Annotated in this window: 21 protein-coding genes; 13 read left to right on the top strand and 8 right to left on the bottom strand. The window is 32.7% G+C overall.

The genetic code is table 11. The features are described 5' to 3' along the window. Window positions 1-3: 3 nt before the first annotated feature. The gene (locus BLV84_RS08025; RefSeq protein ID WP_093244155.1) at window positions 4-1,086 is read left to right on the top strand and encodes an amidohydrolase family protein; all 1,083 of its coding nucleotides are present in this window, start codon (window positions 4-6) and stop codon (window positions 1,084-1,086) included. Beyond that, entirely contained in the window at window positions 1,086-1,727 is a 642-nt protein-coding gene (locus BLV84_RS08020) for an O-methyltransferase (RefSeq protein ID WP_093244154.1), read from the top strand. Before BLV84_RS08025 ends, BLV84_RS08020 begins: the two co-directional genes overlap by 1 nt. Before the next feature lie 54 nt (window positions 1,728-1,781). Here BLV84_RS08020 and BLV84_RS08015 read toward each other — a convergent pair whose 3' ends face one another. The 5 genes from BLV84_RS08015 to BLV84_RS07995 form a co-directional block, all read right to left on the bottom strand. Next, window positions 1,782-4,373 (bottom strand): carboxypeptidase-like regulatory domain-containing protein, encoded by a 2,592-nt coding sequence (locus BLV84_RS08015; RefSeq protein WP_159429404.1) that lies wholly within the window; start codon window positions 4,371-4,373, stop codon window positions 1,782-1,784. Window positions 4,374-4,454: 81 nt separating this feature from the next. Continuing rightward, the gene (locus BLV84_RS08010) at window positions 4,455-5,207 is read right to left on the bottom strand and encodes a GLPGLI family protein (protein WP_093244152.1); all 753 of its coding nucleotides are present in this window, start codon (window positions 5,205-5,207) and stop codon (window positions 4,455-4,457) included. Window positions 5,208-5,224: 17 nt separating this feature from the next. Further along, window positions 5,225-5,800, bottom strand: a complete 576-nt coding sequence (locus tag BLV84_RS08005; RefSeq protein ID WP_093244151.1) for a phosphatase PAP2 family protein — start codon at window positions 5,798-5,800, stop codon at window positions 5,225-5,227. Then, window positions 5,801-6,124 carry a Sec-independent protein translocase subunit TatA/TatB gene (locus tag BLV84_RS08000; protein WP_093244150.1) on the bottom strand — a complete coding sequence of 108 codons (324 nt, stop codon included), beginning with the start codon at window positions 6,122-6,124 and terminating at the stop codon, window positions 5,801-5,803. It lies immediately after the preceding gene. Window positions 6,125-6,214: 90 nt separating this feature from the next. Next, window positions 6,215-8,500: a M1 family metallopeptidase gene (locus BLV84_RS07995; protein ID WP_093244198.1), complete on the bottom strand. Its 2,286-nt coding sequence runs from the start codon at window positions 8,498-8,500 to the stop codon at window positions 6,215-6,217. Between the two features lie 333 nt (window positions 8,501-8,833). Here BLV84_RS07995 and BLV84_RS07990 point away from each other — a divergent pair, with 333 nt between their 5' ends. Next, window positions 8,834-9,766, top strand: coding sequence for a mechanosensitive ion channel family protein (locus BLV84_RS07990; protein WP_093244149.1), 933 nt, complete (start codon window positions 8,834-8,836; stop codon window positions 9,764-9,766). Window positions 9,767-9,775: 9 nt separating this feature from the next. Here the strand turns inward: BLV84_RS07990 and BLV84_RS07985 are convergent, their stop codons facing one another. From BLV84_RS07985 to BLV84_RS07975, 3 genes are read right to left on the bottom strand one after another with little or no spacing between them, the layout of a single operon-like run. Then, on the bottom strand, window positions 9,776-10,546 hold the full coding sequence (locus tag BLV84_RS07985) for a hypothetical protein (RefSeq protein ID WP_093244148.1): 771 nt from the start codon (window positions 10,544-10,546) through the stop codon (window positions 9,776-9,778). Then, window positions 10,536-11,297: a hypothetical protein gene (locus BLV84_RS07980; protein ID WP_093244147.1), complete on the bottom strand. Its 762-nt coding sequence runs from the start codon at window positions 11,295-11,297 to the stop codon at window positions 10,536-10,538. The genes BLV84_RS07985 and BLV84_RS07980 overlap by 11 nt, the downstream gene beginning before the upstream one ends. A gap of 4 nt (window positions 11,298-11,301) precedes the next feature. Then, entirely contained in the window at window positions 11,302-12,069 is a 768-nt protein-coding gene (locus tag BLV84_RS07975) for a hypothetical protein (RefSeq protein ID WP_093244146.1), read from the bottom strand. Window positions 12,070-12,215: 146 nt separating this feature from the next. On the opposite strand from BLV84_RS07975, the gene pepE reads away from it, so the two are divergent. From pepE to map, 10 genes are all read left to right on the top strand, one after another. Further along, a complete protein-coding gene (pepE, locus tag BLV84_RS07970) occupies window positions 12,216-12,929 on the top strand; it encodes a dipeptidase PepE (protein ID WP_093244145.1) in 714 nt (237 codons plus the stop codon). Beyond that, window positions 12,930-13,844 carry a glutaminase gene (locus tag BLV84_RS07965; protein ID WP_093244144.1) on the top strand — a complete coding sequence of 305 codons (915 nt, stop codon included), beginning with the start codon at window positions 12,930-12,932 and terminating at the stop codon, window positions 13,842-13,844. It begins immediately after the preceding gene. Between the two features lie 89 nt (window positions 13,845-13,933). Then, complete coding sequence (locus tag BLV84_RS07960) at window positions 13,934-14,482, top strand: ClpP family protease (protein ID WP_093244143.1); 549 nt, start codon at window positions 13,934-13,936, stop codon at window positions 14,480-14,482. After that, the gene (locus BLV84_RS07955; RefSeq protein ID WP_093244142.1) at window positions 14,482-14,913 is read left to right on the top strand and encodes a GNAT family N-acetyltransferase; all 432 of its coding nucleotides are present in this window, start codon (window positions 14,482-14,484) and stop codon (window positions 14,911-14,913) included. The genes BLV84_RS07960 and BLV84_RS07955 overlap by 1 nt, the downstream gene beginning before the upstream one ends. Further along, a complete protein-coding gene (locus BLV84_RS07950; RefSeq protein ID WP_093244141.1) occupies window positions 14,910-15,650 on the top strand; it encodes a M15 family metallopeptidase in 741 nt (246 codons plus the stop codon). Before BLV84_RS07955 ends, BLV84_RS07950 begins: the two co-directional genes overlap by 4 nt. Next, window positions 15,650-15,994 carry a tRNA-binding protein gene (locus tag BLV84_RS07945; protein ID WP_093244140.1) on the top strand — a complete coding sequence of 115 codons (345 nt, stop codon included), beginning with the start codon at window positions 15,650-15,652 and terminating at the stop codon, window positions 15,992-15,994. Before BLV84_RS07950 ends, BLV84_RS07945 begins: the two co-directional genes overlap by 1 nt. 78 nt (window positions 15,995-16,072) lie before the next feature. Continuing rightward, window positions 16,073-17,593, top strand: coding sequence for a 2,3-bisphosphoglycerate-independent phosphoglycerate mutase (gpmI, locus tag BLV84_RS07940; RefSeq protein ID WP_093244139.1), 1,521 nt, complete (start codon window positions 16,073-16,075; stop codon window positions 17,591-17,593). Continuing rightward, the gene (locus tag BLV84_RS07935; RefSeq protein WP_093244138.1) at window positions 17,590-18,138 is read left to right on the top strand and encodes a TlpA family protein disulfide reductase; all 549 of its coding nucleotides are present in this window, start codon (window positions 17,590-17,592) and stop codon (window positions 18,136-18,138) included. Before gpmI ends, BLV84_RS07935 begins: the two co-directional genes overlap by 4 nt. A 12-nt stretch (window positions 18,139-18,150) precedes the next feature. Continuing rightward, a complete protein-coding gene (locus BLV84_RS07930; RefSeq protein ID WP_093244137.1) occupies window positions 18,151-18,576 on the top strand; it encodes a BT0820 family HAD-type phosphatase in 426 nt (141 codons plus the stop codon). A gap of 3 nt (window positions 18,577-18,579) precedes the next feature. Continuing rightward, window positions 18,580-19,383, top strand: coding sequence for a type I methionyl aminopeptidase (gene map / locus BLV84_RS07925; RefSeq protein WP_093244136.1), 804 nt, complete (start codon window positions 18,580-18,582; stop codon window positions 19,381-19,383). Window positions 19,384-19,506: the final 123 nt, after the last annotated feature.

The raw sequence follows: 19,506 nt of genomic DNA, 5'->3' as shown, positions 1-19,506 counted from the left end.
CAAATGTCTCGTAAACTTCGTATCAATGGCCATTCGCATTTATTACCTTATCCAGAGGAAATTCCTGATTTCATGCGAGAAAAAGAAATCTTTTGGATAGATGAGGATAAAAAATATATGCTTCAAAAAAACTGGAAACGCCCAGTGACTGACTCTAGTTTTTTTCTTGATGAAAAATTAGAGTGGATGGAGCGCTATAAAATTGATCATGCAGTTGTTCTTAACTTATCACAGCTTTATGGCAACGGCTTACGCGTGGAGGAAATGAAAAAAGCTTTGCGCTTTCAAAATGATTTTAATGCCAATGTTCAACACAAACATCCTGATAAATTTACCTGCGGCTTTGTTGTACATCCTGCTTTTGTAAGAAGTGCTTTATGGGAAATTGAACGTTGTGTTGAAGAATTAGATCTCAAACTCCTCTGCTTACCAACGCATTATATGGACAGCATCGGGACTTGGCGTTGTATTTTTGATGAAGAAAATGAACCTATTTTTGAGCTTGCCAGCAAGTATAATCTTGCCGTAGAAATTCATCCTTATGATGGTGAAAAATTTATAAAGTTAGAAAATACCGCTTGGCGTTTTCACCTCATTTGGATGTTAGCACAATGCGCCGATGCTTATCATTTTTTAACTTTAAATGGTTATCCAGATAAGTTCCCAAACATGCGAGTCTGCTTTGCTCATGGCGGTCAGTTGGCGCAAATTAACCTTGGTCGAAGAATTCAAGGCTTTGATGGCAGACCAGATTTATTTGAAGGTAAAACACACCCAAGAAAATCAGTTGGCCATAAAAATATCTTCTTTGATACTTTGGTTCACGATACAAGATCATTACAATTATTGCTCGAAAATCAAAAAAGTAAGCAGATCATCGCAGGCCTTGATGATCCATATCCTTTAGGTGAAATGGAAAGTGAATCACAGTCTTCATATCCAGGGAAAATATTAGATTTGGCTTTAGAAGAAAAAATTATCACCTCAACTGAAAAAGATGAAATTTGGGAAGATAATGTGCTTCAATGGCTTTTTGGTGATGATGAAAAAGCGAAAAAAGAACTTGTTAATAAAATTTTAGGCTAATGGATTTCTTAGATGACGATTTGCTCGAATATGTCACTTTACACAGTGAAGATGAACCTCAACTTTTAAAAGAATTAAACAGAGAAACTTGGCAAAAAGTCTTGCAACCCAGAATGCTCAGCGGTCATTATCAAGGACGCTTATTGAGTTTAATTTCTAAATTATGCCAGCCAAAATCAATTCTCGAAATTGGAACTTACACAGGCTATTCTGCATTAAGCCTAGCTGAAGGTTTAGCAAAAGATGGTATTTTGCACACGATTGATAGGAATGAAGAACTGCATGATTTACAGCGTAAATACTTTAATAAAAGTGATTTTTCACATCAAATAAAACAATACGTTGGCGATGCTAAAGAAGTAATACCTGAAATATCTGGAAACTTTGATTTGGTCTTTATCGATGCAGATAAAAGTTCATACCCCAAATATTTTGAACTCATCGTTGATAGATTAAATCCAGGAGGACTCATTTTATCAGACAATGTTTTATGGAGCGGCAAAGTAATTGAAAAGCTTGATCGGAAAGATAAAGACACAAAAGCCTTACTTGAATACAACAAAATTTTAAAAGAAGACAAACGTGTAGAAACCGTTATTTTGCCAATTCGTGATGGCTTAACGCTGTCGAGAAAAGTTTAAGTAGCTGTTTTTTTATAGTATTATAATGGTTTAGAAAGTAATTTTATTTTGAGGCTAAAATTTGTATTTTAATTCTACTAAAAAAGTTCGAGGTAAAGTAAAAACCTGATTTGTCAGTAGTAAATTATTAGCGAATCTATTTCTAGTGATGACTCCATTATCAAATATATTTCTAAAATTTAAACTATAAGATAACTTAGCATTTGGTTTAGAATATCCTAAATAGAGATTTTGTAATGTGTAATTCTGTTTATCATCATTGAAATCATTAACGAAGCTTGTTGAAAAATCTGTTTTAAAAATAAAGTTTTTAAAAAACCTTGTATCAAAATCTAAAGAAATAATATTCTCATTGGATTTAGAGTTAATGTCAGATAAAACTTGAGTTCCAAGATATTTATAACTTAAACTCAATTGCGTGCGTTTACTCAATTTTAGTAACCATTTACTGCTTAAGCTGTACTCAAATGAATTAATCTTATCTATCTCTCCATTGATAATTTGGTTATTTTTAAACCATTCTAGATATACATCAAATTCCAAACTGGTTTTATTAAATATTAATCCATAATTAGTATTTAAACTTAAATTTTCTTCAGCTAAATTGAGTATAACAGGAGTGTTTAAACGATTGATACCGCTTTGTGTGATAATATTGTTTTCAGTAGGATTATTTAAGCTATAATCTAAAGTAGCATCAATAAAATAACTATCCATGTTTTTATAATCACTATAGTAAAGACTAAAATTATGAGAGCGTACATCAGTTAAATTTGGGTTTCCTTGCAATACAGAATTAAAACCAGTCAATTTTAAATTTTCTAAATAACTGAAATCATTTAAGTATCTATTCGTATAGTCATAATTAAATTCTAGACTCATATCATCTTCTATTTTAAAGTCAATATCTAATTTAGGTTCTATAAACAAATCGGTGCTTTCAACTAAGGCTCGCTTAAAGTTATAATAATGTGGCTTAGCTTCTAAAATAAATTCAAATTTCCCTAATTGAGTTTTAATCCCTAATCCAGCATTAAAATCAGAAAGCCTTTGAAGATTATTGTTACCTATTTCAGTGAAATCTATAGCTTCATCATCGCTTAAAATTTGACTGATATCATTTCTTATAGTAGAGTTTTTATGATTTAAACCTACATTAAAAAACAAATGAAAATATCTGTTTGTAATCCAATAATCCTTTAATAAAAAATTAAATTTTTCAGATCTTATTTTATTTCCTTGTCTTATCTGATAGTCATCTGCTTCAGTAAGCGGGAGAAATTCTTCCAAAAAAATGTTGTTGCTCAGCCAATGATCTGTTGAATTTGAATTCGTTATATTATGCTGAAAAGCCAAGCCCATAGTATGCTTGTCATTTAGTCTAAAATAACCTTCAAGATTTTGTGAAAAACTATTGCCTTTACCATCTATATCCGTTAAAAATTCGTTGTTGTTTTCCGAACTTGATATTGATTGCTTAGAAAAACCAGAGTTATTATGAAGATAGTTTATATTGTATTTCCATTTTTGACGAGTATTTGGATTATAATCAAGTTTAAAATTGAACATCGCAGAAATTTTATCTGTATCTCCTAAATCATCTCTTCTCTCAATAATCGGCTCATTTCCTAGATACTCTCGTGTGGAAATAGCTTTTTCTACAATATCATTATTTGAGTAAATAGCATATCCAGAAACAGTAAACTTATCATTAAATTCTTTCTGAACATTTAAAGCTGAAAATCTTGTCGTCGACTTATAACGTTCATTATTACTTGATGCAAAAGACATTAAATTGTTCGATAAATTATTGCGCTTGAACAAATTACTTGAACCACCAACCAACCTTGATAAATCACTAAAAGTTATACTGCTATTATTGAAGTTATTAATATCACCTATAAAACTAAAGTTTGATTTAGGGTTATACTTGAACAAAGCAGGATGTATTCTATAATATTCATCTAAACCTATTCCTACTTCAATATCTCCAAATGCAAAATTTTTTTTATCTTCTTTTAAAACGACATTCAAAGCTAAATCTTCATTATCGGCTAAGTTTCTTAATAATTCTGATTCTTTATAATCAGAAATAATTTCAATCTTATCCATAACATCTGCAGGAATATTTTCGATAGCCAATTTTGTACTCCCATCAAAAAACAACTTCCCTTCTACCAGCAATTTGGTGACAGCCTTGCCCTGAATTTTAATAACGTTATCTTCAACCTTAATACCAGGCAATTTAGCCAAGACATCCTCCATTTTAAACTCATTACCATTGGTGAAAGATTTGAGATTATAAGTAATGGTGTCCTTACTTTTCTTTATGGGCTCGTATTTATAGTTGATAACAACTTCATCTAAACTTTCATTTTTAGCATTTAGCTCAATGTTATAGTCAGATTTACTATCAGAGAAGAGAACTGTTTTATTAATGGTTTCATAACCTAAATGTGAAATATTGAGCTCATAAGTTACATCCTTTTCTAGCACAAGTTTAAAAAAGCCTTGGCTGTCAGAAATTGTATATTTTACTTTGTGATGATTTTGCTGAGGCTTAGCAATTAAAGAAACATTATTTATGGTTTTTTTTAGGCTATCCACTATTTTACCACTAACTGTCAAGGTATTATCTTGAGCCATGGCGGTAATAGTAAAAAAAAGCAAAAAGCTTATTGCTAATGTGTTTTTTAAATTCATTAATTATATAAAATGTTAACAGCATTAATCTTTACGCCAACGCTTTTCATCCTCAGCAGCAAGTTTTTCAAATTCTTCTTCAGTAATAAGTTTTTTTCGTTTTAATCTAGGTATTTCGTTTTCTTTATTTTTTTGTTCCTTATCAAAAAATTTAATTTTTTTAACGCCATAAGTATAGTCATCACTTTGTAGTTCAATGATCAGCCCAGGTAAATCGCCAAAACCTGCAGGACCAAAACTATAAGGCAGTTGAGGCGTGTACCAAGCTGTAAAACTGTGGTTAAAAGCTTTTCCTTTAGGATTTGTTGTCGTGTACGAAGTGGTCGCTTTAAAACAAGTATAATCTCCAATGACTTTAGTCTCGTCTTGCAATTCCCATTCATGATAAGGTCGAGACACCAAAAACTCCCCAAAGCTTTCTTGTAGTTCTTCAGTAATATAATTATGAGGTTGTTGTTTGATTCTGCCATAATAGCCTGATTTACGTATTGCAAAACTAGCTGCCCTATTATCTGAAAACAGCTTTTTTTCTAAATAAAAAACTGAAATGGAGTCATTTAGAATTAAAGAAAAATCAAGTTCCGATGCTATTGATTCTGCTTCAGCAACCAATCCTGGTCTATATTTCTCGTAAACTTCATAAATCTTTTTACTTTTATCAAAATGTATGTTTATTACATAACTAACTTTAGCTTTAGCATATTGTAGTTTAGATTGACAAAAACCTATTTTACTTATTATTAATAATACTAATATAAATAGCTTATTTATTTTCATAATTAATTATGTCATTTTTAAGAATTCAACTTATCTTCAGTATATTTTTCATTTAATTTTTGAAAAACTGTATAACAAATACTTCCGAAAATTAAGCCAACAGTTCCTCCTACTAAAATGTCACTTGGATAATGCACCCCAACAAAAATACGGCTTGTTGCGAAAATCAATGGAAATAAAAACACGAGTTTCGCCCATTGGCTTTTAGTTCTAAAAACCATATAAAAAAATATTGCAGCCGCTGTGGAGGTAGAAGCATGCCCTGAAAAAAAGGAAAAGCCAGTGGGCTCATACAATACATTTACCTGCTGTATCAGCTGTTCGTTAAATAATGGTCTAGGTCTTTCCACTATTACTTTGACAATATAAGTGATGGCATAAACTCCCCAAAATGATGTAATGATTCCTGCTGAATAAATAAGAGCCGTTTTACGCTTGAAAGTCACAAAAAACAAAACAAAAAACAAAACAAATAAAGGAGACCAAAATAATGGTTTGGTCACAAGAGCCCAAAAATGATTACTGATATCTGAAGTTAAATTGTTTAGTAAAAGAAAAAGACTTTCATCTAATTCTTGTAAGCGTATTGTCATTTAGAATTTTCTTTTAATTGGACCTGTCACTTCCTCAATATCATCTTTAACTTTATCGGCATGTGATTGAAGAGATTCTTTCTCTTGGTTGAGTTGCTTCTTCCCTTCTTCAAACTCTTTTTTGATATCGAAGTTCAGTTCACTTTCATCAGTATATTTCGTGATTTCATATTTGATTTCATCTGTTGCATGACGAAATGACTTCATTGTTTTCCCAACAAATCTTGCGATCTCAGGAATCTTGTCCGCACCAAATACCATCAATAAAATGAAGAGTATAAAAGTTATTTCTGTGCCACTAATAAATAAAGGAAATGTAATCATGCTGCAAATATAAGGAGAATAAAAAATCCGAATGTTAAATAACATCCGGATTTTCTTAAATTTAAAGAAAGACCGTTTTCTCTTCTGTTTTTATTTTGTCCAAACATTGTTTTCTAAGTTGACATCTGCAGTTTCTGCCTTAGGATCAATTTCTATTTTGACAATTTCTTTTAATGATAAAATAGCTTTTGTCACTGCTTTATCATTTTTACGCCACACTTGAACTGGATAACGTTTAATTTCTGAAGTTTCATCAGCATAAGTATATTTCACAATGAGTGGCATCACTAAACCGCCTGGTTTATTAAATGTCACTTCATAAATAAACTTCGGCATCTCAATTTCTTTCATTTCATCTTCTGAATAATACTCTTTTAAATACTCCTGAAGATTCGGTGCATTTTTAAAAGGGTTACCTTCTGTTTTCAAGTTTTTAGATTTATCAGAATCCAAATCAATTAAGTAAACTGAGTTTTTTGTCTTAGGATTTTTATCAGGATTTCTAATACCAAAACGCTTCAAAAGTGCTTTACCTTCTTCAGTTGGCGTACTTGTTAAAACATATCGTGATACGCTTTCTACACCAATATCAACATAATCTGTGGTATAAAACCAACCTCTCCAAAACCAATCTAAATCAACACCAGAAGCATCTTCCATCGTTCTAAAAAAATCTTCAGGCGTTGGGTGTTTAAACATCCAACGTTGAGCATATTCTTTAAAAGCATAATCAAACAACTCTGGTCCCATCACAGTTTCTCTAAGGATATTGAGCGCTGTGGTTGTTTTGCCGTAAGCATTATTACCAAGTTGTTTAACATTCTCTGGGTTAGTCATAATTGGAACAATATCCTCTTGATCACCCTTCATGTAATTGACAATTTTTGAAGGTTCACCTCTGCGTGAAGGAAATTTATCTAAAGTTTGTTTTTTTCCTTTTAAAATTTCAGGATATTCTTTCCCAAAATTCTGCTCGGTTAGGTATTGCAGAAAAGTATTTAGACCTTCATCCATCCAACCCCATTGGCGCTCATCACTATTCACAATCATCGGGAAAAAATTATGACCGGTTTCATGAATAATCACACTCACCATTCCTGTTCTCACTTTATCAGAAATATTTCCATTTTCATCAGGTCGTCCGTGATTCCAAGAAATCATCGGATACTCCATGCCTTGATCTTTGGCATGAACTGCAACGGCTTTATGATAAGGATAATCAAAAGTATGCTTGCTAAAAGTTTTTAAAGTACTTGCAACTGCTCGTGTTCCCCATTTTTCCCACAGTGCTTTTCCTTCTTTTGGATATAATGAAGCTGCCATCACCTCTTTATCGCCAATTTTGACATTCATCATATCCCAGATGAATTTTCTTGAACTTGCAAAAGCAAAATCTCTGACGTTTTCAGCTTTATATTCCCAGGTTTTTGTGCGTCTTGACTTATTTTTCTCTGCATCAATTGCTTCTTCTTCATTGACGATAACAACTGGTTCGTCAAAAGATTTTTTAGCTTCTTCATAACGTTCCATCATTTTTCTAGAAAAAACTTTTTTTCGATTTTGAAGCTCACCAGTGGCATCCATAATATGGTCAGAAGGAACTGTAATTTTCACATCGTAATTACCGAACGGAAGTGCGTATTCGCCTGCGCCCCAAAACTGATAATTCTGCCAACCTTCTTTATCATTATAAACAGCCATTCGTGGAAAAAATTGGGCAATAACATAAGCTCTATTGTCATCTTCTTTAAAATACTCATAACCAGAACGATCGTTATTAATGGTATGGTCGATAAGCTTGTAATTCCACTTCATTGAAAAAGCAAAAGACTCTCCTGGTTTGAGAGGTTCAGGTAGCTCAACACGCATCATTGTAAAGTTGATGGTATAATCTAAATCTTCACCGTTTTGTTTGACATACTCAATATTAAAACCTCCGTCAAATTCTTTAGGCATGTGTTGTGAAGCAAAAGACTCTACTTTAGTAATTGGCGCAAAGCTACTCGAGTTTCTGTCGTGCGCTTTGCTATCTTTTGAACGTACATTTTGATCTAATTGCACCCATAAATATCTCAATTGATCTGGTGAATTATTTGTGTAAGTAATCGTTTCTTCGCCATAAATCTTAGCATTTTCATCATCTAAGGTGATGTCCATCACATAATCAGCTGTATTTTGATAGTAGGCATGACCTGGTGCGCCAGATGCGGTGCGATAAATATTTGGTGTTGCAAACTCATCATAGAGTTGTCTAAATTTATTTTGGTTTGTGTGTCCTTCTTCATCTTTATTATAAAAAGATTTTTGTTGCGCAAAACCCATTTGACCTAAAGTCAGAAAAATGATAAATAGATTTAAGAAATTCTTTTTTTGCATCATAGAAATGTGTTTCATCTGAATTTGTTTGAAATTATGCTGTGGATCATTTAATTTTTATTGCATAAAGCTTATTAAAAACCCTCAATTTACGGCACAAAAATACATAAATTCAACAACTAAAGAATTTTTAGAGAACAAGCTTTTATTTGTACTCCTTTCATATAAATATCTGCCTTGGAGACCTATGCTGCAATTGAGACGAAGAGAGATCTCGTGAAGAAATAATCTTCTAAAGAATCAAAATAAAATCTTAAAGTAAAATTTGATATTTCTGTTCAGAATAGTTTATCTATATTTATTAATAATTTGATTATTCCCTAATTCTTCAACATGCTATATCTCAATGACTCTGCTCAAAAAACGACAAAAACAATCTCACAATCTTTCATTGATTTTTTCGATCGTTTCATCGATCAATTACCAGGCATAGGTATAGGTCTTCTTATCATTATTTTGGGTATTCTCGTTGCTTCTTGGATAGGACGCTTTTCACAAAGAAAAATTTCAGCACGAACAAAAGACCCTTTGATGAGTCGTTTTTTAGGTAAAGCAATCAAATATACATTTATCATGATTGCGATTATGCTAGCACTCAAAGCAGCTGGCTTAGGCGGAATTGCAGCTGGCATATTAACGGCAGCTGGTGCAAGTGCTGTTGTCTTAGGTTTTGCATTTAAAGATATTGGTGAGAATTTTATTGCAGGTATTATTTTGGCTTTCAGCAGACCTTATGATGTTGATGATACTGTAGAAATCGGTGAAAACTTTGGTAAAGTTAAAAGTTTAGAATTTAGATATACCAAACTCAAAACATTTGATGGTAAAGATGTGTATATCCCAAACAGCGATGTTCTCACAGAACCTGTTATTAATTTTACAGAAGATGGTTTCTTTAGATGGGATTTCATTATTGGTATTGCTTATGAAGATAATATTGAAAAAGCAAAAGAAACAGTTCTACAAGCTCTAAAAAAAGAACCTGCTGTGATTGAAGACGAAGAGCATGAAAATTTTGTTATTGAAGACGAATTGGCAACCAGCACAGTTAATCTTAAAGTTTTCTTTTGGGTTGACACAAAAGATTTTAGAAGAATGGCGTTAATCACAAAAGGTAATGTTGTCAGAAATGTTAAAGAAGCACTTGAAGATGCAGGCTTCTACATGCCTGCAGATATACAAGAAATCAAATTATATGGAGCTGAAAAAGATATTCCTGTTCGAATTTCGAAAATGATTGACGAGAAGGATGACCATGATGAGTAATCACAAAATCTACTTGTTTGCTAACTGATTAAGATTGTAAACTTCTGATTTTTGCTTAATGTGATTAAAAGCAGCTAATTTATCATCATAAAAAATTTTAATAAAACTCGAATCTTCTATGCAGAAATAAATAAAATCATCAACGGAAGATTTATTTATTTTTAAGTTTTTGACGATAAATTCAGTTTTAAAATACTCAAGTAATCTTTCTTTCTGTTTTTCTTTTTTAAGAATAACTTGATAACGCTCTAACTTATCAATATCACCATTCAGACTCATAATGATGTAATCCAATGGAACTGCGAACCCAAAACCAATCTTCATTTGCTTAACGCGATTGAGTTCACTTGTGGGATAATCAATACGGCGTGGCATACTAAAACCTACAGCTTCTTGTGCTAAATGATAAGTTGGCATTTGAGCGATATCTTGACTGAGTTCTCCAGATAAATCATAAGCGTTGACAACAACTTCAGGCAATTCATTTATTTGTCTTTTCATTTTGACTTTGACAGGTTTTTCTAAAGTTGAATTGGTGACAACCAAACTCTGAAAATCATGCACAAGTGATGAGAAAACAAGACTATCATTCATATCAACTGCGATTGAGAAGTCACCATTTTTTGACGTGATTGTTCCTGTCTCTTGGGTGATATTGACAATGTTAATTTGATAATATTGAATAGAATCTGCAATGATTTGCCCGTAAAGATATTTCTGCTGAGCTAAACCTGAAGCTGCAAAAAGCAAACATAAAACAAAAACGATTTTACTCTTCATGAGGAACTAAATCATATTTTGATTTTTTGAAAGCTTCAGACTTTTCCATCAACATCTCGATCATCTTTAATTTGTCTTCACCAATAATAGCCATAAGCTCAGGATCGTCTGAACAGAAGTAAGCAAAATCGTCTCTGTAAATCGGATTGATTTTCAGTTGATTTCGCATCAAATTTTCCGTGATATGTGGCCTTAATCTTAATTGCTTTTTGACTTTATTATTGATTTCAATGCGTCTTTTTAACTGTTCCATCTGACCATTAAATCGCATAATCACTTGACCGACCAACCCTGTCGTTTGTACAAAATACATTTCTTGTTGTATAGGTGTCAATCGTCGGACTGTCCCAAAGCCATAACTTGTTTGATCGATGTGACTCACTTTTATTTTAGGGACATCTATTAAAAAATCACCAGATAAATCATAAGGTTTTAGAACAACTTCTGGTAATTCGTTAATCTGTGGTTTTAAATGAATTTGTAGAGTTTCTTCAAGGTGTTTTTCATTCACTCTTAAAGCTTTAAATTCATGAATAAGTGAAGAAAAAACAATGCTATCATTAATTTTAACAGGTAGTACAAAGCTTCCGTTTTGTGCAGTTGTTGTTCCCGTCTCTTGCGTGATGTTAACGATGTTTATTTGATAATGCTGAATAGAATCTGCTATTATTTTACCTCTAAGTTGAAGGTTTTGAGAAAACGATTGTGTTACACTCAAAACAAAAAAAGATAGAAGTAAAAAACTTTTCATGCGCTTATTCCTTAAATTCCTCAGATTTAATCATTAGATAACGAACAAGGTCTAGTTCATTTTCTTTCTTGAGTAGTTTTTCAGAAAAATCTTTATCATTAACAGCGAATTCAACAAATCCATATACCTGATCTTTCTTTAAACCCAATTGATCTTCAAAAAAACCATCTTCATAAAGTTGTTTTAAATAACGACTGTCAATTTGATCATTCCCTTTTTTCTTTTTAAATCTATCCCTTGCTATTGCTCTTATAATATTGGCAACGTTTAATCCGTTTTTAACGATTCTTGTTTCTGTCGGATTTTCATCAACAGTTAAGTTTGGTGATGTCGGGTTTTCACCTCTGTAAGATTGAAGAATTTCTCGTGTTGAAGGGATATTTGATTCAACAGCATAAGTATTCACACGTTCTAAATCAACAGCAATATTTCCATCTAAATCATAAGGTTTCACAACGATTTCCTCAAGTTCATTAATTCCGTATTTAATGGTGATAATGATTTGTTTGCTTCTGATGATTCCCTGATCTACAATCGCCGTAAATGCTTCATATTGCAGCGCATCGATACGTAATCGATCACCTTCAGAAACTCTGATTTCAAATTGTCCTTTGGCATCTGTCAATGTGCCTGATTTTGAATTGAGATTAACAACTTCAATCATTGAAGATGATTCGTCTTTAGGTACATTCACCTGGCCTTTGATCGTCGTACGATTTTGAGCTTGAATTTGAATTGAAAAAACGATAAATAATAAATAGAAATAGCGCATTTAATAAGTGATTTAACTTTATAGTAAATATATTTTAAATATCAAGAGCAACAGCAAGCTTGCTAATAAACTTTTGTTAAGCTCCTAAAATCTTCTAATTTCGCAATATAATTTAGTTCCACAAGAATTTTAATACATAATATCACATGCGTCAAAATTTAAATTGCATTATTGCGAGCACTTCTACCATACATGGATTGGGTTATTTAGAGTACCTCAAGCCAACTTTAAAGAAGTTTTTTAAGGAAAAGAAAAAGCTTGTTTTCATTCCATTCGCTCGTCCAGGTGGCATCACTCACGACGCGTATACCGATAAAGTTCGTGAAGAATTAGATGATATTTTTGATACAATTAAAGGTTTACATGAGTATGAAAACCCTGAACAAGCTTTGAAAGATGCAGATGCAATTTTCACAGGTGGCGGAAATACTTTTTTGTTGGTTAAAACTTTACATGACAAAAATCTCATGACAACTTTGAAAGAAGAAATCTTAAAAGGCAAAGCTTATTTAGGAACTTCGGCTGGAAGTAATATTTGCGGTATAAATATGCAAACAACAAACGATATGCCGATTGTTTATCCTTCTAGTTTTGAAACAATGGGTATTTTAAAATTTAATATCAACGCACATTATTTAGATCCAAATCCGCACTCAACGCACAAAGGCGAAACCAGAGAAACAAGGCTCAAAGAGTTTCAAGCACAAAACAACATCAACGTCATAGGCTTAAGGGAAGGCAGTTACATTAAAGCTGAAGGAGAAAAATTAACTTTAGAAGGCGGTTTAAAAGCACGAATTTTTGAACCTGGAAAAGAAGCTTATGAAATAGAATCTGGTGAAAATTTAGATTTTTTATAGATGGATTTTCAAAACATTCTTAATATCATTCATAAAGATTGCAACCGGATAGAAAATCACGGTAAGATTGCAAACTACATCCCTGAACTTGCAAAAGTCGATCCTGATAAATTCGGCATGTTTCTACTCACCAATGAAAATGAAAGTTATGAAATTGGCGATAGCCAAGAAAAATTTTCAATTCAAAGTATTTCTAAAGTCATCAGTTTAACGATTGCTGCTGAATTAGTTGGCCAAGATTTATGGAAACGCGTAGAAGTTGAACCTTCAGGAACACCTTTTAATTCACTTACCGAACTTGAGCGTGATAAAGGTATCCCCAGAAATCCTTTTATCAATGCTGGTGCGATTATAATCGCAGATGTTCTACTATCAGTGCTTGACGATCCGATCAATGACTTTTTGACCTTCATCAGAAAATTAGCTGGCGACGATGACATTTACTACAATGAAAAAGTTGCAGAGAGCGAGAAAGATTATGGTTATCGCAACACTGCTTTGGTTAATTACATGAAAGCCTTAGGCAATATTGAAAATGATATTGATGATGTTCTGAATTTTTATTATCATCAATGTGCAATTGAAATGACCTGCGAACAATTGGCAAGAACATTTTCAATTTTTGCAAATGCAGGAAAAAAAATCAGTTCTAAAAAACAAGTCATTTCAGCTAAAAGTGTCAAGAGAATTAATGCCATAATGCAAACTTGTGGCTTCTATGATGAAGCTGGTGAGTTTGCTTATCGCGTTGGTTTACCTGGAAAAAGTGGTGTTGGTGGCGGCATTGTTGCAGTACATCCTACCGCCTACGTTGTTGCAGTTTGGAGCCCAAAATTAAATGAAAAAGGCAATTCAAACCTAGGAATTCATGCTTTGGAGGATTTGACAAATCTTTCTGGCTTATCTGTTTTTTAAAGAAACATTTCAGATTTTGTTAATAGCCTTCTAAGAATTGATAGAATTTGAATTTAAAACTTTAATTTTACCTTTTTAAAAATAAAATCATGAGTAAAAAATCAAGTAAAGTACAAGATTTAATAGATCATAAATTTTTAGAAGAACGCAAAGTTTTTCTCAACGGACAAGTTGATGGTAAAAGTGCAAAACATGTGATCGACAGACTTTTATATTTAGATTTGCTTGACACAAAAGATATACAACTTTACATCAATAGCCCTGGCGGATACGTCACAGATGGTTTTGCCATTTACGACACCATTAAATCTCTTGATAGCGATGTCTCAACAATATGTAGCGGTTTAGCTGCCTCTATGGGATCAGTTTTGTTATCTGTTGGCACAAAAGGCAAACGTTATATTCAACCACATGCAAAGGTGATGATACACCAACCACTTGGCGGTGCGAGAGGTCAAGCTTCAAATATTGAAATTCAAGCACGTGAAATTCTAAAGACAAAAGAATTAAGTGCTCAAATTCTCGCTGATAATTGTGGCCAAGATTTTGAAAAAGTCATGAACGACTTTAAACGTGATTATTGGATGGATGCTCAAGAATCTTTAGATTATGGCATTGTTGACGATATATTAAAATAATGAAGTTCAAATTATTAGCTTCTCAAGAAATCTTACAACTCAGACAAAAAGTTTTAAGACCTGGTAAGCCAATTGAGAGCTGTTATTTTGAAAACGACGATATAGAAAGCACTCAACATTTGGGTGCTTTTTTTGAAGATAAACTTGTCGGCATCATCAGTTTATTTAAAAATAGACATCATCTTTTTAAAACTCAAAACCAAATTCAGCTGAGAGGAATGGCTGTAGAGCCAGACAATCAAAAAAAAGGCTTCGGTCAAAAACTGCTTTGTGAGGCAATTAAATCAACAAAATCCAATGACTTGATTTGGTGTAATGCAAGAGTTTCCGCCTCTACATTTTACGAGAAAAATGGCTTTGTGAAAGCTTCAGATGTTTTCAATATTGAAAATGTTGGTTTACATGTTGTGATGAAATATATCAGAAAATGAAAAGAAATGAATTCATACGTTTGAATCTAAAAGCTGCCGCTGCTTGTGCTATTGCGCCGAGTTTGGTCAGCTTTAATAAAGATGATTTTGATCTGAAATTTAAGCAATTAGCAGGCCTAAGTTTTTCTCATTTGACCTCAACAAAAACATTAGAAAAGCAAACTTATTTAGCTTTTTTAAAAATGAAAAATGCGGCTTTAAAAGATCAAATTAACATACAAATTGTTTCAGGATTTCGTTCTTTTGAAAGACAGAAAGCGATCTTTGAACGAAAGTTCAGAAATAACAAAAAAGAAGGTTTAAATACTGAAGACAATTTCAATAAAATCATTACCTACTCTACTATTCCTGGCACCTCACGCCATCATTGGGGAACTGACATGGACATCATTGACGCCAACCAACCACAGCCAAAAGGAAGCTTGCTGAATCCTGATAACTATCACGGTATAGGAAACTATTGTACTTTAAAAGAATGGATGGAAGCCAATGCAAATCGCTTTGGATTTTATTTGGTTTACACACAAAATTATCATCGAAAAGGCTTTAATTATGAGCCTTGGCATTATTCATATAAACCTATTTCTCAAAGCTTCTTAGAACTTCAAAATTCTGAAAAATTCATATCACGTTGGGCTAAACTAAACTTCGAAAGTAAAGACTTGATGACAAATGACTTTATCAGAAAATATTTTAAAGACCATATCAATGATATCAATCCAAAATTAAAAGCTTAATGTCTTATAATAACTTCATCGATTTTAAAGATTTTGCCAAGATAGAAATGCGAGTTGGTACAATACTAACCGCAGAGTTATTTAAAGAAGCTAAAAAACCAGCTTATAAAATGACAATTGATTTTGGAAAAATTGGTATCAAAAAAACTTCAGCTCAAATCACTAAAATATACAACCCTGAAGATTTAATAGGAAAGCAAGTGGTTGCAGTCATTAATTTCCCTCCTAAACAAATTGCAAATATGATGAGTGAATGTTTACTTTTAGGCGGACTTGAAGAACATGAAGAAGTTATCATAATTCAACCTGAACGATCAGTCAAAAATGGAACAAAAATCTCTTAAATTGATTATTGTCACTCGAAGTTAACACGTCTTAAAGATAGTTTTCTTGAATAATTCATATTTTAGCAAAAAAAAGAGATGAACAAAAAAGTAATCTTAACAATTCTTGATGGCTGGGGTATTTCGCCAACAGGAAAAGGCTCTGCCGTTGATGCTGCAAACACACCAAACATTGATAAATTATATAAGAAATATCCACATTCAACTTTAAGAACCGATGGTTTGAACGTCGGACTTCCAGAGGGACAAATGGGTAACTCTGAAGTTGGTCACATGAACTTGGGCGCTGGTCGTATTGTTTATCAAGATTTGGTAAAAATCAATATGGCTGTCGAAAAAGACACCTTAAAAAACGAGCCTGTCTTAGAGCAAACCTTTAATTATGCCAAAGAAAACAATAAAGCCGTTCACTTCATAGGTCTTGTCAGTGACGGTGGCGTTCATTCGCACATCAATCATTTAGAAGGTTTAGTCAAAGCAGCTGATGACTATGGTATTGATGAAAAGTACATTCACGCTTTTACTGATGGCCGTGATGTTGACCCACATTCCGGAAAAAATTTCATCAGTAATGTGCTTGATTTTTCTCAAAAATACAACGCACAATTATCAAGCATTATTGGTCGTTATTATGCAATGGATAGAGATAAAAGATGGGAACGTGTTGCAAATGCATATCACCTTTTAACGCAAGGAAAAGCAAATGTTCACACTAAAAATCCTATTGAAGCAATTGAAAAAAGCTATGAAAATGATGTGAGTGATGAATTCATCAAACCTATCAAAATTGATTTAGACGATCAAAAAAATGGTCAGATAGAAAAAGATGATGTTGTTATTTTCTTTAATTTCAGAACTGATCGTGGTAGACAATTAACGCAAGCTTTATCTCAAGAAGATTTTCCTGAATTTGAAATGAAATCTCTTCCTTTATATTTCGTGACAATGACACAATACGATGATCGTTTTAAAAATATCAATATCATTTACAGAAAAGAAAATATCAAAGCAACTTTAGGTGAAGTTTTAGAGTACACTGGCAAATCTCAAATTAGAGCTGCTGAAACTGAAAAATATCCACATGTCACTTTCTTCTTTTCTGGCGGTCGTGAAAAACCATTTAGAGATGAAAAACGAATTTTAGTCAATTCGCCTAAAGTCGCAACTTATGATTTACAACCAGAGATGAGTGCTTATAAACTTAGAGACAAGCTCATTCCTGAAATAAAAGATCAAACTGCAGATTTTATGTGTGTCAATTTTGCAAATCCTGACATGGTCGGACATACAGGTGATTTTGATGCTGCGGTCAAAGCATGTGAAACAGTTGATGATTGTGTTGGTTCTTTAGTTGAAGCTGCAGAAGCTGAAAACTATAGTATGATTATCATTGCTGATCACGGAAACAGCGAAAAAATGCTAAATGATGACGGCTCAGTCAATACTGCACACACAACAAATCCTGTCCCACTTATTTTAGTTGACCAAGATGTTAAACAAATAAAAGATGGTATTTTAGGCGATATTGCGCCAACAATTCTCGACTTAATGGGAATTGAAAAACCTAAATTAATGACTCAAAAATCTCTTATCTCATGAAAAGTATCAGTATTTTAGTAACATTTATCGCTTTTTTAGTAACTCCATTTTCGAGTATTAATTCAGAAAAAGTAACTAAAGAACAAAGTTACGAACTCATGTTAGGTGAGTTTACATTAGATGAATTAATGGATTCTCGCAACGCAGGTTGGTATAATGCAGTTTATGATAGATATTCCCCAAAGCCTAAATTCATTGAAGAAATTTCAAATATTGATGATTTAGACGAAATCACATTCAGCATTTATCTTGGAACTTGGTGTCCAGATAGTCGGAGAGAACTACCGCGTTTGATCAAGATTTTTGACAAAGCTGACATCTCTCATGAAAAACTTAAACTCGTTGGTGTCACTCAACGTAAACAAATTCCTAACATCACAGATAAAGAACGTAAAGAACTAAACGTTTTCAATGTCCCAACAATTATTGTTTATAAAAATGGTCAAGAAATGAATCGTTTTGTTGAATACGCTGTTGAAAGTTTAGAGGAAGATCTATATAAAATTATGTCAGGTCAAAAATACAAGCACAGTTACGACTTTTAATTTTTAATAAATATGATTTCTCCTAATAAACCAATTCTTGCCATCGATTTTGATGGAACCATTGTTGAAAATCGATATCCTGGTATAGGTAAACCCATGTTGTTTGCTTTTGAAACTCTAAAAAAACTTCAAGATCAAGGTCATATTTTAATATTATGGACTTATAGAAGTGGTAAAAGTTTAGATGAAGCTGTTGAATTTTGTAAGAAGAATGGCATTGAGTTTTATGCCGTAAATAAAAGTTATCCAGAAGAAGAATATTCTGAAAAAATAAGTAGAAAAATTAATGCTGATATTTTTATCGATGATAGAAATATCGGTGGTTTTTACGGATGGGGAGGTATTTATAGAGAACTCATCGGTGAAAATGACGAACTTAAGAACAAGGCTCAAGAAAAATCAAAGAAAGGTTTCTTGAGCTCATTATTTAAAAAATAATAGATGATTATCACAAAAACGTCAGAAGAAATAGAATTAATGCGTGAGAGTGCTCTCATTGTTTCTAAAACATTGGGCATGCTTGCCAAAGAAGTCAAACCAGGTGTCACAACCTTAAAGCTAGATGGATTGGCAGAGGAATTTATTAGAGACCATGGTGCAATACCAGGTTTTTTAGGTCTTTATGATTTTCCAAATTCGCTTTGCATGAGTCCAAATGCACAAGTTGTTCACGGTATTCCAAATGATAAACCATTGATTGAAGGTGACATTATATCGATAGATTGTGGCGCACTCAAAAACAATTTTTATGGAGATCATGCTTATACTTTTAAAGTTGGGGTAGTTTCCCCAGAAATTGATAAGCTTCTTGAAGTCACAAGAGCTTCATTATATAAGGGTATTGAACAGTTCAAGCCTGGCAATCGTGTTGGCGATGTCGGTTTTGCAATTCAGAAATACGCTGAAAAAAATGGTTATGGCGTTGTTCGTGAACTTGTCGGTCATGGTATAGGAAAAACAATGCACGAAGACCCAGAAATGCCAAACTATGGAAAAAGAGGCCGAGGTAAAAAATTTGTTGAAGGAATGACCGTTGCTATCGAGCCTATGATTAATCTTGGCACAAAAGATATCAAACAACTTCCTGACGGATGGACAATCTTAACAGCTGACATGAAGCCAAGCGCACATTTTGAACATGATGTTGCTTTAGTTGATGGTAAGCCAAAATTACTTTCAACCTTTGATTATGTACATAAAGCATTAGGTATTTCAACCGAAGAAGAAGATCCGTATCGATTTTAAAAACAATAAAATTTGTAGGAAAGCCATTTCGAAAGAAGTGGCTTTTTTTTATTAAAATCATTTTGTTTAAGCATGACTCGATAAAACCTTAACAAGATTTAACTGTTTTGTTTCATATTTATG

Source organism: Psychroflexus halocasei, from assembly GCF_900107595.1.
Classification (GTDB): domain Bacteria; phylum Bacteroidota; class Bacteroidia; order Flavobacteriales; family Flavobacteriaceae; genus Psychroflexus; species Psychroflexus halocasei.
This window is presented reverse-complemented; position numbering and strand designations above follow the sequence as displayed.

Excerpts from the sequence above, each read along its gene's own strand:
- BLV84_RS08015 (WP_159429404.1), bottom strand. The coding sequence starts at position 4,373 with ATGGCTCAAGATAATACCTTGACAGTTAGTGGTAAAATAGTGGATAGC.
- BLV84_RS07965 (WP_093244144.1), top strand. The coding sequence starts at position 12,930 with ATGGATTTTCAAAACATTCTTAATATCATTCATAAAGATTGCAACCGG.
- BLV84_RS07950 (WP_093244141.1), top strand. The coding sequence starts at position 14,910 with ATGAAAAGAAATGAATTCATACGTTTGAATCTAAAAGCTGCCGCTGCT.
- BLV84_RS08000 (WP_093244150.1), bottom strand. The coding sequence starts at position 6,124 with ATGATTACATTTCCTTTATTTATTAGTGGCACAGAAATAACTTTTATA.
- BLV84_RS07955 (WP_093244142.1), top strand. The coding sequence starts at position 14,482 with ATGAAGTTCAAATTATTAGCTTCTCAAGAAATCTTACAACTCAGACAA.
- BLV84_RS07930 (WP_093244137.1), top strand. The coding sequence starts at position 18,151 with ATGATTTCTCCTAATAAACCAATTCTTGCCATCGATTTTGATGGAACC.
- BLV84_RS07980 (WP_093244147.1), bottom strand. The coding sequence starts at position 11,297 with ATGAAAAGTTTTTTACTTCTATCTTTTTTTGTTTTGAGTGTAACACAA.
- BLV84_RS07975 (WP_093244146.1), bottom strand. The coding sequence starts at position 12,069 with ATGCGCTATTTCTATTTATTATTTATCGTTTTTTCAATTCAAATTCAA.
- BLV84_RS08010 (WP_093244152.1), bottom strand. The coding sequence starts at position 5,207 with ATGAAAATAAATAAGCTATTTATATTAGTATTATTAATAATAAGTAAA.
- BLV84_RS08005 (WP_093244151.1), bottom strand. The coding sequence starts at position 5,800 with ATGACAATACGCTTACAAGAATTAGATGAAAGTCTTTTTCTTTTACTA.
- pepE (WP_093244145.1), top strand. The coding sequence starts at position 12,216 with ATGCGTCAAAATTTAAATTGCATTATTGCGAGCACTTCTACCATACAT.
- gpmI (WP_093244139.1), top strand. The coding sequence starts at position 16,073 with ATGAACAAAAAAGTAATCTTAACAATTCTTGATGGCTGGGGTATTTCG.
- BLV84_RS08020 (WP_093244154.1), top strand. The coding sequence starts at position 1,086 with ATGGATTTCTTAGATGACGATTTGCTCGAATATGTCACTTTACACAGT.
- BLV84_RS07990 (WP_093244149.1), top strand. The coding sequence starts at position 8,834 with ATGCTATATCTCAATGACTCTGCTCAAAAAACGACAAAAACAATCTCA.
- BLV84_RS07935 (WP_093244138.1), top strand. The coding sequence starts at position 17,590 with ATGAAAAGTATCAGTATTTTAGTAACATTTATCGCTTTTTTAGTAACT.
- BLV84_RS07945 (WP_093244140.1), top strand. The coding sequence starts at position 15,650 with ATGTCTTATAATAACTTCATCGATTTTAAAGATTTTGCCAAGATAGAA.
- map (WP_093244136.1), top strand. The coding sequence starts at position 18,580 with ATGATTATCACAAAAACGTCAGAAGAAATAGAATTAATGCGTGAGAGT.
- BLV84_RS07985 (WP_093244148.1), bottom strand. The coding sequence starts at position 10,546 with ATGAAGAGTAAAATCGTTTTTGTTTTATGTTTGCTTTTTGCAGCTTCA.
- BLV84_RS07995 (WP_093244198.1), bottom strand. The coding sequence starts at position 8,500 with ATGCAAAAAAAGAATTTCTTAAATCTATTTATCATTTTTCTGACTTTA.
- BLV84_RS07960 (WP_093244143.1), top strand. The coding sequence starts at position 13,934 with ATGAGTAAAAAATCAAGTAAAGTACAAGATTTAATAGATCATAAATTT.
- BLV84_RS08025 (WP_093244155.1), top strand. The coding sequence starts at position 4 with ATGTCTCGTAAACTTCGTATCAATGGCCATTCGCATTTATTACCTTAT.